Origin of the sequence: Cellulosimicrobium sp. Marseille-Q4280 (assembly GCF_943181405.1) — a bacterium.
In the GTDB taxonomy this organism is placed as follows: domain Bacteria; phylum Actinomycetota; class Actinomycetes; order Actinomycetales; family Cellulomonadaceae; genus Cellulosimicrobium.
Window position 1 is genome coordinate 229429 of the sequence record NZ_CALPBY010000007.1, and the last position, 15875, is coordinate 245303.

9 protein-coding genes are annotated in these 15875 nt (G+C 72.8%); all 9 read left to right on the forward strand.

Annotated features, from left to right (window positions below; translation table 11 throughout):
• Nucleotides 1-36: 36 nt before the first annotated feature.
• The 9 genes from ychF to NFS20_RS18290 all read left to right on the forward strand — a co-directional run bounded on the left by ychF (nucleotide 37) and on the right by NFS20_RS18290 (nucleotide 15860).
• Nucleotides 37-1122, forward strand: a complete 1086-nt coding sequence (gene ychF / locus NFS20_RS18250) for a redox-regulated ATPase YchF (protein ID WP_251153228.1) — start codon at nucleotides 37-39, stop codon at nucleotides 1120-1122.
• Between the two features lie 395 nt (nucleotides 1123-1517).
• The gene (locus tag NFS20_RS18255) at nucleotides 1518-3323 is read left to right on the forward strand and encodes an ABC transporter family substrate-binding protein (RefSeq protein ID WP_251153229.1); all 1806 of its coding nucleotides are present in this window, start codon (nucleotides 1518-1520) and stop codon (nucleotides 3321-3323) included.
• Nucleotides 3324-3519: 196 nt separating this feature from the next.
• A complete protein-coding gene (locus NFS20_RS18260) occupies nucleotides 3520-5040 on the forward strand; it encodes an ABC transporter permease (protein ID WP_251153230.1) in 1521 nt (506 codons plus the stop codon).
• A 111-nt stretch (nucleotides 5041-5151) separates the two neighbouring features.
• Complete coding sequence (locus tag NFS20_RS18265) at nucleotides 5152-6150, forward strand: ABC transporter permease (protein ID WP_251153231.1); 999 nt, start codon at nucleotides 5152-5154, stop codon at nucleotides 6148-6150.
• Nucleotides 6150-7973, forward strand: a complete 1824-nt coding sequence (locus NFS20_RS18270; RefSeq protein WP_251153232.1) for an ABC transporter ATP-binding protein — start codon at nucleotides 6150-6152, stop codon at nucleotides 7971-7973. Before NFS20_RS18265 ends, NFS20_RS18270 begins: the two co-directional genes overlap by 1 nt.
• A 73-nt stretch (nucleotides 7974-8046) precedes the next feature.
• Nucleotides 8047-11277: an FtsX-like permease family protein gene (locus tag NFS20_RS18275; protein ID WP_251153233.1), complete on the forward strand. Its 3231-nt coding sequence runs from the start codon at nucleotides 8047-8049 to the stop codon at nucleotides 11275-11277.
• The gene (locus tag NFS20_RS18280; RefSeq protein ID WP_251153234.1) at nucleotides 11274-14090 is read left to right on the forward strand and encodes an FtsX-like permease family protein; all 2817 of its coding nucleotides are present in this window, start codon (nucleotides 11274-11276) and stop codon (nucleotides 14088-14090) included. Before NFS20_RS18275 ends, NFS20_RS18280 begins: the two co-directional genes overlap by 4 nt.
• Before the next feature lies 1 nt (nucleotide 14091).
• Nucleotides 14092-15132: an ABC transporter ATP-binding protein gene (locus NFS20_RS18285; protein ID WP_251153235.1), complete on the forward strand. Its 1041-nt coding sequence runs from the start codon at nucleotides 14092-14094 to the stop codon at nucleotides 15130-15132.
• Nucleotides 15129-15860: an ABC transporter ATP-binding protein gene (locus tag NFS20_RS18290; protein WP_251153236.1), complete on the forward strand. Its 732-nt coding sequence runs from the start codon at nucleotides 15129-15131 to the stop codon at nucleotides 15858-15860. Before NFS20_RS18285 ends, NFS20_RS18290 begins: the two co-directional genes overlap by 4 nt.
• Nucleotides 15861-15875: the final 15 nt, after the last annotated feature.

The following is a 15875-nucleotide window of genomic DNA, read 5'->3' on the forward strand; positions in this document are numbered from 1 at the left end:
AGGAGCCGGGGCACCTCACCCGTAGGATGGTGGCCCGTGGCTCTCACTATCGGCATCGTCGGCCTGCCCAACGTCGGCAAGTCCACCCTCTTCAACGCCCTGACGCGCAACCAGGTCCTCGCGGCGAACTACCCGTTCGCGACGATCGACCCCAACGTCGGCGTGGTGCCGCTCCCTGACCCGCGGCTCGACACGCTCGCGGAGATCTTCGGCAGCCAGAAGATCCTCCCGGCGACCGTGTCGTTCGTCGACATCGCGGGCATCGTCAAGGGCGCGAGCGAGGGCGAGGGCCTCGGCAACAAGTTCCTCGCGAACATCCGCGAGGCCGACGCGATCTGCCAGGTGACCCGCGTGTTCTCCGACCCGGACGTCGTGCGCGTGGACGGGTCCGTCGACGCCGAGGGTGACATGGAGACCATCAGCACCGAGCTGATCCTCGCCGACCTCCAGACGCTCGAGAAGTCGCTCCCGCGCCTCGAGAAGGAGGCGAAGATCAAGAAGGGCGACCCGGCGCTCGTCGACGCGGGGAAGAAGGCGCAGCAGATCCTCGAGGCCGGCCGCACCCTGTACCAGGGTGCCGCGGACGCAGGACTCGACCTCGCCGACGTCGCGAGCTTCCAGCTCCTGACCGCCAAGCCGTTCATCTTCGTGTTCAACACCGACGACGCGGGTCTCGCGGACACGGCGATGCAGGAGCGCCTGCGCGCCCTCGTCGCACCCGCTCAGGCCATCTTCCTCGACGCCAAGTTCGAGTCCGAGCTCGTCGAGCTCGAGCCCGACGAGGCGAAGGAGATGCTCGCCGAGTCGGGCGTGGAGGAGCCCGGGCTGGACCAGCTCGCGCGCGTCGGCTTCGGCACGCTCGGCCTGCAGACGTACCTCACCGCCGGCCCCAAGGAGTCGCGTGCGTGGACCATCCGCACGGGCTGGACCGCGCCGCAGGCCGCGGGAGTGATCCACACGGACTTCGAGCGCGGCTTCATCAAGGCCGAGGTCGTCTCGTTCGACGACCTCGTCGAGGCCGGCTCGGTCCAGGCGGCGCGCGCGGCGGGCAAGGCGCGCATCGAGGGCAAGGACTACGTCATGGCCGACGGCGACGTCGTGGAGTTCCGCTTCAACGTCTGACGACAGCCACGAGGCCGTCCGGATCCTGCGCCCGCGTGCGCCCGGACGGCCTCCGTCGTCCGTGGCGAGACGTCGGGCACCGGTCTTGCACCTCGCCACATCGTGAGAACGCGTGATGCACGTCACGGCACGTCGGCGCGTGTTTCGGGGCCATTTCCCCGCGATTTCTCCCGCGAAGCGGGGGCGTACCGCCCAGTATCAACTCGGTAACGATCGCCCTCCGCAACCGGGCACATGGGAGATCTGCCGCAACTTGGTAGGTAGCGTTGCTCGAAACCGTGGTGGGCGTCACCCGACCGCGCGCACCGGCACTACGTCCGGGCAGCGTGACGGCGGGGCGGCCGAGGGCGACATGACGATCGAGGCCGTGCTCACCATCCCTTGGAGGAGGAACATTGAAGATCAGGCGCACGAGCGCTGCCATCGCGGTGGCGGCCACGGGAGCACTGCTGTTCTCAGCGTGCTCGAGCCCCGCGGGGAACGACGAGGAGCCGGAGTCGACGGAGACTTCCGAGGCTGCCGAGGTCGACCCGGACGACCCCTGCAAGCAGGACACCGGCGTCACGGAGACCGCTGACGGCAACGTCTCGTTCTCCGTGGGCGAGGACGAGTTCCTCGGCTACAACTCGGTGACCCCCGAGACCTACTCGACGTACAACAGCGTCGTCACCGAGCGCATCCTCGGCGGCTTCTGGTACTTCGGTGTCGACGGCACCATCTGCCACGACGAGACCTTCGGCACCTACGAGGTGACGAACGAGGACCCGCTGCAGGTCACGTACACCATCGCTGACGACGCGGTCTGGTCCGACGGCACGCCCGTCACGGTCGCCGACTTCGTGCTCAGCTGGGGTGCGCAGTCCGTCCCGAGCGAGGAGGACCCCGCGACCGGGCTGTTCAACCACGTCTCCGGCCTGACCTACGGCGAGTACGTCCCCGAGGGCCCCCAGGGCGACGCGGACGGCAAGGAGTTCGTGCTCGACTACCCGACGGTCTACGCAGACTGGGAGATCCAGGTCGAGGCGCCGATGCCGGCGCACGTTGCCGCCGAGCAGGCGGGCGTCACGACCGAGGAGCTCGTCACGGCGATCCGTGACCGCGACTACACGGCGCTCGCGCCCATCGCGGAGTTCTGGAACACCGGCTGGCTCTCCGCCTCCGGCGAGCTGCCCGACGCGGCGCTCGTGCCGTCGTCCGGCCCGTACGCCTTCAAGGAGAACGGCTGGACCGCCGGCCAGTCCCTGACGCTCACGGCGAACGAGGAGTTCTGGGGCGCCCCGCCCGCGACCAAGGAGCTCACGTTCCGCTTCACGGCCGCGGACACGCACGTCCAGGCGCTGCAGAACGGTGACCTCGACGTCATCGAGCCGCAGGCGACGGTCGACACGCTCGGCCAGCTCCAGGCGATCGGCGACTCCGTCACCGTCGTCACGGGCTCGTCGCTCACGTGGGAGCACCTCGACTTCAACTTCCGCGAGGGCAACGTCTTCGCCGACAGCCTGCCGCTGCGCGAGGCGTTCGCGCTGTGCGTGCCGCGCCAGCAGATCATCGACAACCTCATCGCGCCGATCAACCCCGACGCGGTCGTCATGAACGCTCGTGAGGTCTTCCCCTTCCAGGAGAACTACGAGGCAGTCGTCTCCGAGTCGTACGACGGTCGTTACGACGAGGTCGACATCGATGCGGCGAAGGCCAAGATCGCCGAGGCCGGCGTCACGACGCCCGTCACGGTCCGCATCGGCTACTCCGCGCCGAACCCGCGCCGTACCGACCAGGTCTCCCTCATCAAGTCCAGCTGCGACCAGGCCGGCTTCGAGATCCAGGACGTCGGTGCTGCCGACTTCTTCGACAACACGCTGCCGAACGGTGACTACGAGGTCGCGCTCTTCGCGTGGGCCGGCTCGGGCCAGATCGCCTCGGGCCAGAACATCTACGCGACGGGTCAGCCGCAGAACTACGGCGAGTACAGCGACCCCGTCGTCGACGAGGCGTGGGACACCCTCGCGTCCTCGGTCGACCCCGAGGTCCACCTCGAGCAGACCAAGATCATCGAGAAGCAGCTCTGGGACACGCTGTTCGGCATCCCCGTGTTCGCTCACCCCGGTGTCGTGGCCTTCAACTCGGACCTGCAGAACGTCCGCGACACGGCGACGCAGAGCACGGTCGTCTGGAACGCGGAGCAGTGGGCCCGCGCCAGCTGAGCGTGACCCGCTCGCGGTAGCACACGCTCCGTGAGCTCGCTCCGACCGAGCACCCTGTGGGGCAGGAGGTCCTCCTCCTGCCCCACAGAGGTGCTCGGACGGGCGATGACGGAATACGTCCACCGGTGGCATACAGTGATCTGCTGTCCCACACGGAGCAGGCGCCCGACCGGCGCCAGGCTTGAAGGGTAAACCCGTGCTCAGATTCATCCTGCGGCGCATCGGGATCTCGTTCCTGGTGCTCCTCAGCGCGTCATTCCTCCTGTACATCATGGTGATCAACTCGGGCGACCCCCTCGAGGATCTCCGGGAGTCGAACGCAGAGAACCGTGACCAGCTCATCGCTGCGCGCACGGCGTTCATGGGCCTCGACGACCCGTGGTACCTGCGGTACTGGAACTGGCTGCGCGGCATCCTCGGCTGCGTGACGCTCAACTGCGACTTCGGCGTCGACCGGACCAACCGGGACGTCGGCGTCCTCCTCGGTCAGGCCGCGAGCTCGACGTTGCGCCTCGTGGTCCTCGCGACGATCCTCGCGATCATCGTCGGCGTCGCCCTCGGCATCCTCACCGCGATCCGCCAGTACTCCGGCTTCGACTACACCGTCACGTTCGGCGCCTTCCTCTTCTTCTCGCTCCCGGTCTTCTGGGCCGCGGTGCTGCTCAAGGAGTACGGCGCGATCCGCTACAACGACTGGATCTCCGAAGGCCTGGTGAGTCCACCGGCGATCCTGCTGATCGCCGCGCTGCTCGGGTTCGTGCTGCAGGCCGTGCTCGGCGGGGACCTGCGGCGCAGGCTCCTCACCGCCGGCGCGACGTTCGTCTTCGCGACCGTCGTGATGTTCGTCTTCAACGCGATCGACTGGTACCGCAACCCGTTCATGGGCCCGGTCGTCGTCACCCTCTTCGGAGCCGGTGCGGCCGTCCTCGTCACGTCCCTCGTGACGGGCCTCGCGAACCGCCGCGTGCTCTACGCGACGCTGACGACCGTCGTCGTCGGCGTGGCCTCGTACTTCGCCTTCGCGGGGATCCTCGTGGAGCCGAGCGGCTGGCTGGTCCTCGTCGGGCTCTTCGTGCTCGCGATCGCGCTGTCGATGCTCATCGGCTACCTCTGGGGCGGCTACTCCCGCCGCCAGGCGATGTTCGCGTCCACCGTCACGGGCATCATCATGAGCGTCCTCATCGTCGCGGACGTCGCGATGGCCCACTTCGCGAGCTTCCTCGACCTCAAGTCCCGCCCGATCTCGACGATCGGCTCCGAGACGCCCAACTTCACCGGCGGGTTCTGGGAGTCGTTCCTCGACAAGGGAGCGCAGCTCCTGCTCCCCACGATCCTGCTCACCCTGATCTCGGTCGCGTCGTACAGCCGCTACACGCGCTCGTCGATGCTCGAGGTCATGGGCCAGGACTACGTGCGGACGGCCCGGTCGAAGGGCCTGTCCGAGCGCGCCGTCATCACGAAGCACGCGTTCCGCAACGCCCTCATCCCCATCACGACGATCGTCGCGTTCGACTTCGCCGGTCTCATCGGCGGCGCGGTCATCACCGAGACGGTGTTCGGGTGGAAGGGCATGGGCGAGCTGTTCAAGACCGGTCTCGACAACGTCGACCCGAACCCCGTCATGGCGTTCTTCCTCGTGACGGCGGTCGCTGCGATCTTCATGAACATGCTCGCGGACATCGCCTACGCGTACCTCGACCCGCGGATCCGGCGGTGACCGGGATGGCGACGGCACGCATGACGGACCAGCCGGCGACCACGGCCGGCACGCAGACACCGAGCGGGCGCACGACCTGCACGCCCCGCGCAGCGACACCCGGAGGCCGGGATGAGTAACGACGACCGCGCCCAGAGGGGCGACCAGTCCTTCGAGGTGATCCCCACGGTGCAGGGGATCGACGCCGAGGGGTCGAAGTCGACGGCGATCGCCGTCGGGTCGGACCCCCACGACGACAAGTCCTACAGCCAGGGCCAGCTCGTGCGCCGCCGGTTCTTCCGGCACAAGGGCGCGATGGCGTCGCTCGTCGTGCTCGCCGTGGTCTTCGTGGTGGCCTTCACGTCGATCGGCATCGGCCCGATCCCCGGCTGGTGGCCGCACGACTACTCGCTCGCGGGCACGGTCGTGGACGGCGGGCGGCCCTCGTGGGCGCACCCCTTCGGGCAGGACACCGTCGGCAAGGACTACTTCGCCCTCGTCATGCGCGGGACGCAGCAGTCGCTGATCATCGCCCTCGGCGTGGGCCTCATCTCCACGATCCTCGGCACGCTCATCGGTGCCCTCGCGGGCTACTACCGCGGGTGGATCGAGGCGCTGCTGATGCGCATCACCGACCTGTTCATCATCATCCCGCTCCTCGTCTTCGCGGCGGTGCTGGGCAAGATCGCGGGCGGCGGCATCTGGGCCCTCACCGTGGTGCTCGGCCTCGTCACCTGGACCGGGCTCGCACGGCTCGTGCGCGGCGAGGTGCTGTCCCTGCGCGAGCGCGAGTTCGTCATGGCGGCGCGCGCGGTGGGTACCGGACCGGGGCGCATCATCACGAAGCACATCCTGCCGAACGCGATCGGCGTCATCATCGTCTCGGCGACGCTGGCCATCGCGTCCGCGATCCTCCTCGAGACGTCGCTGTCGTACCTCGGCTTCGGCGTGCAGCCGCCCGACACCTCGCTCGGCCTGCTCATCTCGCAGTACCAGAACGCGTTCACCACGCGCCCGTGGCTCTTCTGGTGGCCGGGCGTCATGATCCTCACGATCGCGCTCTCGGTGAACTTCCTCGGCGACGGGCTGCGCGACGCGTTCGACCCCCGCCAGAACAGGAGCAAGGGCTGATGACGACGATCGACATCTCCGCCGAGGACTCGGCCGGCTTCCGCTCGGACGCCGTCCTGTCCTTCGAGGACCTCGACGTCCGGTTCGGCACCGAGTTCGGCACCGTCCACGCGGTCAAGGGCATCACGCTCGACGTCCGGCCGGGCGAGGTCGTCGCGCTCGTGGGCGAGTCCGGCTCGGGCAAGTCCGTCACGTCGATGACGGCTCTCGGCCTGCTGCCCAAGAACGCCAAGGTCGCGGGCACCATCCGCGTCGGGGACAAGGTCGTGAACGACCTCGACCTGCGCGGCCTGCGGCGCATGCGCGGCAACGACGTGGCCATGGTGTTCCAGGAGCCCATGACCGCGCTGAACCCGGTGCTGACGATCGGGGACCAGCTCGCCGAGGCGCTCCAGCTCCACGGGATCGCGTTCGGCAAGCAGGCCGACGCGCGCGCGGCCGAGCTGCTGCGCATGGTCGGCATCCCCGAGCCCGAGCGTCGGCTCAAGCAGTACCCGCACGAGCTCTCCGGCGGTCAGCGCCAGCGCGTCGTCATCGCCCTCGCGATCAGCTGCGACCCGAAGGTGATCATCGCCGACGAGCCGACCACCGCGCTCGACGTCACGGTGCAGGCCGAGATCCTCGACCTGCTGCGCTCGCTCAAGGACAAGCTCAACACGGGCATCCTCCTCATCACGCACAACATGGGCGTGGTGGCCGACATGGCCGACCGCGTCGCCGTGATGCTCAAGGGCGACCTCGTGGAGATGGGCACCGCGGACCAGGTGCTCAACCACCCGCAGCACGAGTACACGCGGAAGCTGCTCGGGTCGGTCCCGCACCTGGGCTCCGGCCCGGGGCAGTTCGGGACCACGACCGAGGACGTCATCGACCACGTCACGGACGCGGCCGAGGTCCCGGCGCTCGACCTGCGCAACCTCGTCATCGAGTACCAGCGCCTCGGCAAGCCGCCGTTCCGCGCCGTCGACGACGTGTCGTTCCAGGTGCGCAAGGGCGAGATCGTCGGTCTGGTCGGCGAGTCCGGCTCGGGCAAGTCGACGATCGGGCGCTGCGCCCTCGGGCTCATCCCGGCGGCGAGCGGGTCGGTGTCGATCTTCGGCGACGACTTCGGCCGCATGAGCAAGTCGCAGCTCAAGGCCATGCGCAAGCGGATCGGCGTGGTGTTCCAGGACCCCGCAGCCTCGCTCAACCCGCGCATGCCTGTCGGCGACTGCATCGCGGAACCGCTCGTCGTCCACCAGGTCGGCGACGCGAAGGCGCAGCAGGCGCGCGTCTACGAGCTGCTCGACGCCGTCGAGCTGCCCCGCAGCGCGTTCAACCGCTACCCGCACGAGCTGTCCGGCGGCCAGCGCCAGCGCGTGAGCATCGCCCGGGCGCTGACGCTCGACCCCGAGCTGCTCGTCGCGGACGAGCCGACGTCGGCCCTCGACGTGTCCGTGCAGGCGAGCGTCCTCCAGATGTTCACCAACCTGCAGGAGCGCTACCAGTTCGCGTGCCTGTTCGTGAGCCACGACCTCGCGGTGATCGACCTGCTCGCGCACCGCGTCGTCGTCCTGCAGAACGGCAGGATCGTCGAGCAGGGCCTGCGGGCAGACGTCCTGCACGACCCGCGCGAGGAGTACACCAAGCGGCTCATCGCAGCCGCCCCGGTGCCCGAGCCGGGCGAGCAGCGGCGTCGTCGCGAGGCGCGTCACGCCCTGCTGGCATCGCTGGGTGAGCAGGCCACCGAGCTGCGCGACCCCGTCACGCCGTTCGAGCCGCTCGCCCCCTCCGCGAATCCCGAGGGCAACGCGTCCCTCCGCGGGGGCGGCTTCCCCGGCTGACGCACGACCGGGCCGGCGCACCGTGCGCCGGCCCGGCCCGCCGCACGACGCCACCCGAGGAGGGGTGCCGCAGGTGAGAGCACGAGCGCTCGCGCGCCGACGCTCCCGCGCGCAGACGGGCCTGCTCACGACGATCCTGCTGCTCGCGGCGATCATCGTCGCGACGGTGGGGACGACGATCGGCTACGTCCAGTCGTCGGCCACGGCGGGCGCCCGTGACGCGCTCGACAGCGCGACGCCGAGCGCCCGCGCCGTCCAGGTCCAGACCCGTGTCGCAGCCGACGCGCAGGCGCAGGACGCCCGCGTGCGGGAGGTGGTCGCGCGCGACCTCCCCGAGGTCCCCGTCGAGGTCGAGCGGACCGTGCGCACCGAGCCCCTGCCGGTCGCGGTGCAGACGCCGGACGGCGGGGTGTCCGCGGCCGAGGAGTCCTTGCGGACCGTCCTCGAGGTCGACCCCGCGCTTCCCGAGGCAGCGGAGCTCGACGGCGCCTGGCCGTCCGCGCCGGACGAGACCGCGGTGCAGGCCGACGCCGCGGCCGCCCTCGGCGTCGTGGCCGGTGACGTCGTCGTCGTGGACCGCTCCGAGACCGACCCGGGCGCGGAGCCCGGCACGGAGCTGACCGTCGTCGGGACGTGGCGTCCCACGGACACGGGCGACTCCCGCTGGTTCGACGACCCCCTCTCCGTCGGGGGCGTCGACGGCTCCGTGCTCGGACCGCTCGTCGTGACGCCCGAGGCGCTCGACACCGTCGACACGACCCCCTTCGTGCGCTGGACCGTCGTGCCGGACGCCACGCGGGTCGACCCTGCGGACCTCGCGGAGATCGCCACCGGGGCTGCCGCGCTGCGTGGCAGCCTGCGTGACGACGACGCCGTCGCCGTGCGCGGCCTGACGGTCGCGGGGGAGCTCGGGGCGACCGCCGCGGAGGCGCGGGGCGCGCTGCGTGCGGCGAGCGCCGTCACCCTCGTCCCGGTCCTCCTCCTGCTCGTGGTGAGCGTCGTCGCTCTCGTCCAGGTCGCACGGCTGCTCGCGCAGACCCGTGCAGGCGAGACCGGGCTGCTCGTCGCGCGCGGCGCGTCCACGCGACAGCTCACCGTCGTGGCAGGGGTCGAGGCGGCCGTCGTCGTCGGCCTCGGCGCGCTCCTGGGCGGTGGTGCGGCCCAGCTCGTCCTCACCGCGAGCGACGCGGGGGCGCGGGCTACAGGCGCCCCGTGGGTCGTGGCGGGGGTGGGCGCGGTCGTCGGGACCGCGCTCGTGACGGGAGTGGCGTGGTGGCACGCGCGCGCCGTCGCGCGGCTGCGCCAGGTGGACCGGTCGGGCCGCGTGCGGGTCGCGGCCGCCGCCGGCACGCTCGTGCTCGCGCTCGTGGTCGCCGGGCTCTGCCTGTGGCAGCTCCTGCGCTACGGCTCGCCGCTCGTCGTGACGGGCACGTCGACCCAGGTGGACCTCCTCGCGGTCCTCGCGCCCGCCGCGGTGCTCGTCGCGCTGGCGATCGTGGCCACCGGTGTCCTCGGCCCGGTCGGGTCGCTGGCCGAGCGTCTCGCCGCCCGGGGGAGCGGGCTCACGGTGCCGCTCGCGGTGCGCCAGCTCGCGCGTCGGCTCGTCGTCGTCGCGGTGCCGGTCGTCCTCGTCGTCCTCGCGGCCGGGGCGGGGACGCTGGCGGGCGCGTACGCGGGGACGACCGGGGCCTTGCGGACCTCGGTGGCGGAGCTGCGCACCGGGGCCGACGTGCGCGTGGTCACCGACGGCGCGGTGACGGTCGCCGGGACGAGCAACCCGCCGCTGGTCGCGGACTACGCGGCGCTCGACGGCGCGTCGGGCGCGTCGAGCGTGCTCGACGTGCCCGGCGTGCTGGGGGAGGACCCGCTCGCCCTCCTCGCGCTCGACGCCGACGCGGCGGACGACGTGGTCGCGTCGGTCGACCCCGCCGAGCTCACGGCGGGTCTGCGGGGCGACACGGCCGACCTGGGTGTCCCGCTCCCGGACGGGACGGAACGCCTCGCGCTCGACGTCACGGCGTCGGTCGCCCCCACGGTCGAGATCACCCCCGACCAGCCGTACTACTGGTACGACGTTCACCAGGCCCGGGGGCTGCGCGCCGTCGCCTGGGTGGTCGACGGGTCCGGCGCGCTCAACCAGGTGCCGCTCGGCGAGCTGAGCGTCACCTACGCGCCCGACGTCGCGGCCGACGTGACGTCGACGCCGACGACGCACACCCTCACCGGGGAGCTGCCCGGTCCGGGGACCTGGCGCCTCGCCGCGGTCGACCTCGTGCTCGGGACGCCGGGCATGCCGGGCCAGGCCTCGGTCACGCTCGACGCCGCGCGCGCCCTCGCGCCCGCGGGCGAGGAGCACGTCGCGCTCGAGGGCGGCTGGGAACCGGTGACCGCGCTCGTGCGCGACGGGCTCGCGGAGATCGAGCCGGCGGAGCCCGCAGGGTTCTCGGCCGCCCTCACCACGAACGGGCTGCCGCTCACGCTGCGGCTCCTCCCCGGCGGCGACGAGGCACCGCCGTCCGTCCCCGTGACCGTGCCCGCACCGCTCGCGGGACGGTACGAGCTGGCGCCCGGGGACGAGTCCGTCGTCACGGTGTCCGGCATCGACGTCCCGGTGCGCGTCGCGCAGGTCGTCGACGTGATCCCCGGCGCGGTGGAGCGGACCGCCGTCGTCGCCGACCAGGCGACCCTCCTGCAGCACCTCCTGCGCGTCATGCAGGCGGTGCCCCGGGCGGACGAGGTGTGGCTCGGCGCGTCCGGCGACGCGGCGGCGCGCGACGACCTGGCCGCGGCGGCGCTGGCGCTCGCGCGCGACGAGGGCGGGGCGGACGCCACCGTCGCCGTCGCGGGCGCCGAAGTGGGACCGGACGTGTCCGCGCCGGTCCGCGTCGCCTTCTGGCTCGCGGCGGTCGGCGCGGTCGTGCTCGCGCTCGCGGGCGTCCTCGCTGTCGCGCTGGCGCTCCTGAGGTCCCGCCGCGCCGAGGTCATGGTGCTGCGCGCGCTCGGCATGCCGTCGGGGGCGCAGTCCCGGGGTCGGGCCCTCGAGCTGGTCGCCGTGACAGGGACCTCCGTGGTCCTGGGCGTGCTGGCCGGGTGGCTCGTCGCGACCCTCACCGTCCCGCCGCTCGCGCGTGCCACGCTCGGCGACGCGGCGGACGTCCTGCCCGTCCCGCTCGAGGCGTCCCTCGCACCCACGGCCCTGCTCGTCGGCGTGCTGGTCGCCGGGCTCGCCGGGGTCGCCGCCGTCGTGGCGGGGCGTGTGCGCGCCCAGGCGCTCGACGCCGAGTACCGGGAGGAGATCCGATGAGGCTCGCGCGCCTGACGTGGCGCCAGTTCGCCGCCCACCGCGCCGTCTCGGTCGCCCTCGCCGTCGTGGTCCTGCTCGTCGCGTTCGTCGTCACGGCGTGGCCGCGCGCGGTCGCCGCGACGAACACCGCGCAGGTCGAGCACGTCCTCTCGACGTCCACACCGTTGCAGCGCGACGTCATCACCGTGAGCCAGTCCCGACCGGACCTCGGCCCGGCCGAACCGAGGGGGAGCACGGGCCTCGACGCGGAGACGGAGGAGGTCTGGGGCGCGTTCGCGCAGGGGCTCACGACGTTGCGCGACGCGCAGCCCGAGCCGTTGCGCACCGCGCTGGGCGACCCGGCGTTCACGATCGAGGACGAGGCGCGCGACCTCCCGCAGATCGCCGGCAACGACGTGCGCTTTCCCTCGGGGGCGCTCAAGATCGACCCGCGCCTGGCCGACCACGTCACCCTCGTCGCGGGGGAGTGGCCGGGCCCGGTCGAGGCGCCGGCCCCTGCTGGCCCGCAGGACGGGACAGCCGCCGTCGACGCCGAGGGGTCCGTGAGCGTCCTCGGACCCCAGGTGCTCGACGTCGTGGCCTCGGCCGAGGCGGCCGACGTGCTCGGGTGGTCGGTCGGTGACGTGCACGAGCTCGACGCGCTCACGTCCGTGCGGCTGACGGGGACCTTCGAGGCCGTCGACCCGACCGACGACTACTGGCAGAACAACCCGTACTCCGCGGCCCCGCAGGTCGTGGACGACCTCAACATGGGCCGGTCCGCGAAGACCGCGCTGTACCTCGACGCGGCGACCGCCGACGAGGCGTTCCTCCTCGACCCGACGACGCGTGTCTGGTACCCCGTCACGGGCGCGGGGGTGGAGTCCGACGAGGTGGCCCCCCTCCTCGCACAGCTGCGCGGCTTCACCGCGACCCCGCACCCCGTGGTCGAGGGCGGGACCTTCGTGCTCACACCGTCGAGCGAGATGACGACCGTGCTGTCGTCGCTGCTCGCCCAGCAGCGTGCGTCGGCCGCGATCCTCGCCGTCGTCGTGGTGGGCCCGCTCGGTGTCACGCTCGCCGTCCTGCTCCTCGGCGCACGGCTCGTCGTGTCGCGACGTCGCACGTCGCTCGCGCTCCTGCGGGCGCGCGGTGCGTCGGGTGGCCAGCTGCGCGGGCTGATGGGCGCCGAAGGCCTCGCCCTCGGGCTGCCGGCGGCGGCGATCGGGGCCGCAGCGGCGGTCCTCGCGGTCCCGGCCGCCGACGGCGGCGGAGCCGTGGGTCCGAGCACGTTCGTGGCCGCCCTGCTGGCCGCGCTCGCCCCCGCGCTGCTCTTCGCGCTCACCACGTCTCCCGCCGGGCTGCGCGACACCCGGGCCGACCTCGGGACGACGCGCAGCCGGTGGCGCGGGCTCGTCGAGGTGCTCGTCGTGGCGGCAGCGGCCGTGTCCGTCGTGCTGCTCCTGCAGCGGGGCGTGACCGTCGGCGCGGCCGCCGACCCGTCCGGGTCGTCGGCCGGTGCGGCCGCCGGAGCGGTCCCGGCTGCGGCCCCGGGGATCGATCCGCTGCTCGCCGCCGCACCGCTCCTGCTCGCCCTGGCGACGTGCGTCCTCGTCCTGCGCGTCTACCCGCTGCCCGTCCGTGCGCTCGAGCGCGTGCTCCGCTCGCGGCGCGACCTCGTGCCGTTCCTCGGCGCGGCGCGGGCGGTGCGCGACCCCGCGGGCGGCGTGGTGCCCGCCCTCGCGCTCGTCGTCGGCGTGGCCGTCGCCCTCTTCTCCGGCGTGCTGTACTCCACGGTGCGGTCGGGCGTCGAGACGCTCGCGTGGGACACGGTGGGCGCCGACGTGCGCGTCAGCGGGCCGATCATGGACGACGAGGTCGTCGACGAGCTGCGGGCGGTCGACGGGGTCGCCGCGGTCGCGACCGTCACCGACGCGGGCGAGCTGCCCCTGCGCGTCGGCGTCTCGGGGGAGCGCGTCACCGTGCTCGCCGTCGACGCGGACGAGCTCGCCGCCGTCCAGGCGGACGTCCCCGGTGCGTACGGGCTGCCCGAGGGCCTGGGCGCGTCGGGTGACCTCCTGCCCGTCGTGGTGTCGGACACCCTCTCGATCCGTGCCGGCGCGCGGGACGTGACACTCGTCGCGAGCACGCCGGCCGAGGTCGACGTCCTCGCCGCGAGCGGTCCGGTGCCCGGGCTCTCGGCGCCGCGCGCCTTCGTCGTCGTGGACCGCGACCGGGCCGCCGAGGCTCTCGACGTCACGTTCCGTCCGCGCGTCGCGCTGCTCGCGCTCGACGACGGGGCGGACGTCGCCGCGGTCCGCGCGGCCGTCGCCGACGTCCTGCCGCAGTCCGCGATCACCAGTCCGCACGAGATCTCCGCGGACGCGCTCGGCTCGCCCGCCGCGCAGGGGATGAACCGCGCGTTCGTGGTCGCGATCGTCCTGTCCGGGCTGCTGTGCGCCGCCGCGGTCGTCATGACGCTCATGATCGGGGCACCCGCGCGCGACCGGCTCGTCGCCGTCCTGCGCACTCTCGGGCTCGAGCGGCGGGGGACCCGGGGGCTCGTCGCCTGGGAGATCGGCCCCTGGGCGCTCGCAGCGCTCGTCGTCGGCGCCCTGCTCGGGCTCGCCGTGCCGGCGCTCGTGCTCGCGGCGGTCGACCTGACGCCGTTCACGGGAGGCGACGCCCAGCCGTCGCTCGCCGTCGACCCGGCGCTGCTCGGGCTCGTCGCGGGCGGGTTCGTGGTCGTGGTCGTCGTGGCGGTCGCGGCGTCCACCGCCCTGAGCCGGCGGACCAACCTCGCAGCGGAGCTGCGCATCGGTGAGGAGAGGTGACATGACGACCAGGACCGGACCCGAGGCCGCGGAGCTCGCGGCGAGGAGCGGCACGGGACCCGACGAGCGCTCGTCCGCCCGGGTGCCCGGGGCGGTGGCGGAGCCGGACATCCTGTGCCAGGACCTCGTGCGGATCTTCTCCGCCGACGGCGTCGAGGTGCAGGCGCTGCAGGGGCTGAACCTGCGGGTCGACCCGGGCGAGCTCGTCGCGATCGTCGGGGCGTCGGGGTCGGGCAAGTCGACGCTGCTGACGATCCTGTCGGGGCTCGACCGCCCGACGGGCGGCTCGGCCGTCGTCGCGGGCACCGACCTGCTGACCATGGGACGTCGCGAGCGCGTGCGCTACCAGCGGCACACGGTGGGGTTCGTCTGGCAGCAGACGAGCCGCAACCTCCTGCCGTACCTCAGCGCGGCCGAGAACGTGGCCGTCCCGCTGGCGCTCGCGGGCGACCTCGGCGCCCGGGAACGGCGTGCGCGGGTCGACGCGCTGCTCGAGCTCCTCGAGGTGGGTCACGTGCGCGACCGACGGCCCGACCAGATGTCCGGCGGGGAGCAGCAGCGCACGGCGCTCGCCGTCGCCGTCGCGAACGCGCCACGCGTCCTGCTCGCGGACGAGCCGACCGGCGAGCTCGACGAGGCGACGTCCGTCGAGGTGCTCGAGGCGATGCGCGGGGTCAACGCCGAGCTGGGCGTCACGACGCTCATCGTCACGCACGACCCGACGGTGTCGGACCACGTGCTGCGCACCGTGCAGATCCGGGACGGACGCACGTCGACGGAGGTCCTGCGCCGTACGGAGGTCGACGAGCACGGGTCCGAGCGGCATGTCGCGGAGGAGTTCGCGGTGCTCGACCGCGTGGGCCGCCTCCAGCTCCCGCCGGACTTCGTCGCGAGCCTCGACCTGCGCGACCGGGTGCGGCTCGCCCTCGAGACGGACCACGTGGGGGTGTGGCCGGACGGTCGCGGCCGTCCGGTGACCGACGACGACGGAACGAGGGACGACCGCGGGGCGACGCCACCGCGCGAGGAGGGCGAGCGATGAGCGAGACGCAGGGTGCGACGCCGACCGGGTTCGCCGGGGAGCAGGGCGTCGTGCTGCGTGCCGAGGGCGTGGGCCGTGTGTTCGGGCACGGCACGACGGCGGTGCACGCCCTGACCGACGTCGGGCTCGTCGTGCACCCGGGGGAGCTGCTGGTCGTGCGCGGACCCTCGGGCTCCGGCAAGACGACGCTCCTCAACATCCTCGGCGGTCTCGACCGCCCGACGGCGGGGAGCGTGCACCTCGCGGGGGACCGCGAGCTGTCCACCATGCCCGAGCGGGACGTGCTCGAGGTCCGTCGCCGCGAGATCGGCTACGTGTTCCAGTCGTTCGGGCTCGTCCCGGTGCTCTCCGCGGCGGAGAACGTCGAGGTCCCGCTGCGGCTGCAGGGCGTGGATCCCCGCGAGCGCGGCGAGCGCGTCGCGCAGGCGCTCGCCCTGGTGGGGCTGGAGGGCCACGCGGCGCAGCGGCCGTACGAGCTGTCCGGCGGCCAGCAGCAGCGGGTCGGGATCGCCCGGGCGCTCGTCGCCGAGCCGCGGATCCTCGTGGCGGACGAGCCGACCGGGCAGCTCGACTCCGGGACCGCCGCGACGGTGATGGACCTGATCCGCGACGTCGTGCACGAGCGGGGCGTGGCCGCTGTCGTGTCGACGCACGACCCGATCCTCATGCAGCGCGCCGACCGTGTCGTCGAGCTCCACGACGGCCACGTGGTCGAGCGGACCGCCTGACGTTCCGGTTGCCGG

Excerpts from the sequence above, each read along its gene's own strand:
- NFS20_RS18280 (WP_251153234.1), top strand. The coding sequence starts at position 11,274 with ATGAGGCTCGCGCGCCTGACGTGGCGCCAGTTCGCCGCCCACCGCGCC.
- NFS20_RS18270 (WP_251153232.1), top strand. The coding sequence starts at position 6,150 with ATGACGACGATCGACATCTCCGCCGAGGACTCGGCCGGCTTCCGCTCG.
- NFS20_RS18290 (WP_251153236.1), top strand. The coding sequence starts at position 15,129 with ATGAGCGAGACGCAGGGTGCGACGCCGACCGGGTTCGCCGGGGAGCAG.
- NFS20_RS18265 (WP_251153231.1), top strand. The coding sequence starts at position 5,152 with ATGAGTAACGACGACCGCGCCCAGAGGGGCGACCAGTCCTTCGAGGTG.
- NFS20_RS18285 (WP_251153235.1), top strand. The coding sequence starts at position 14,092 with ATGACGACCAGGACCGGACCCGAGGCCGCGGAGCTCGCGGCGAGGAGC.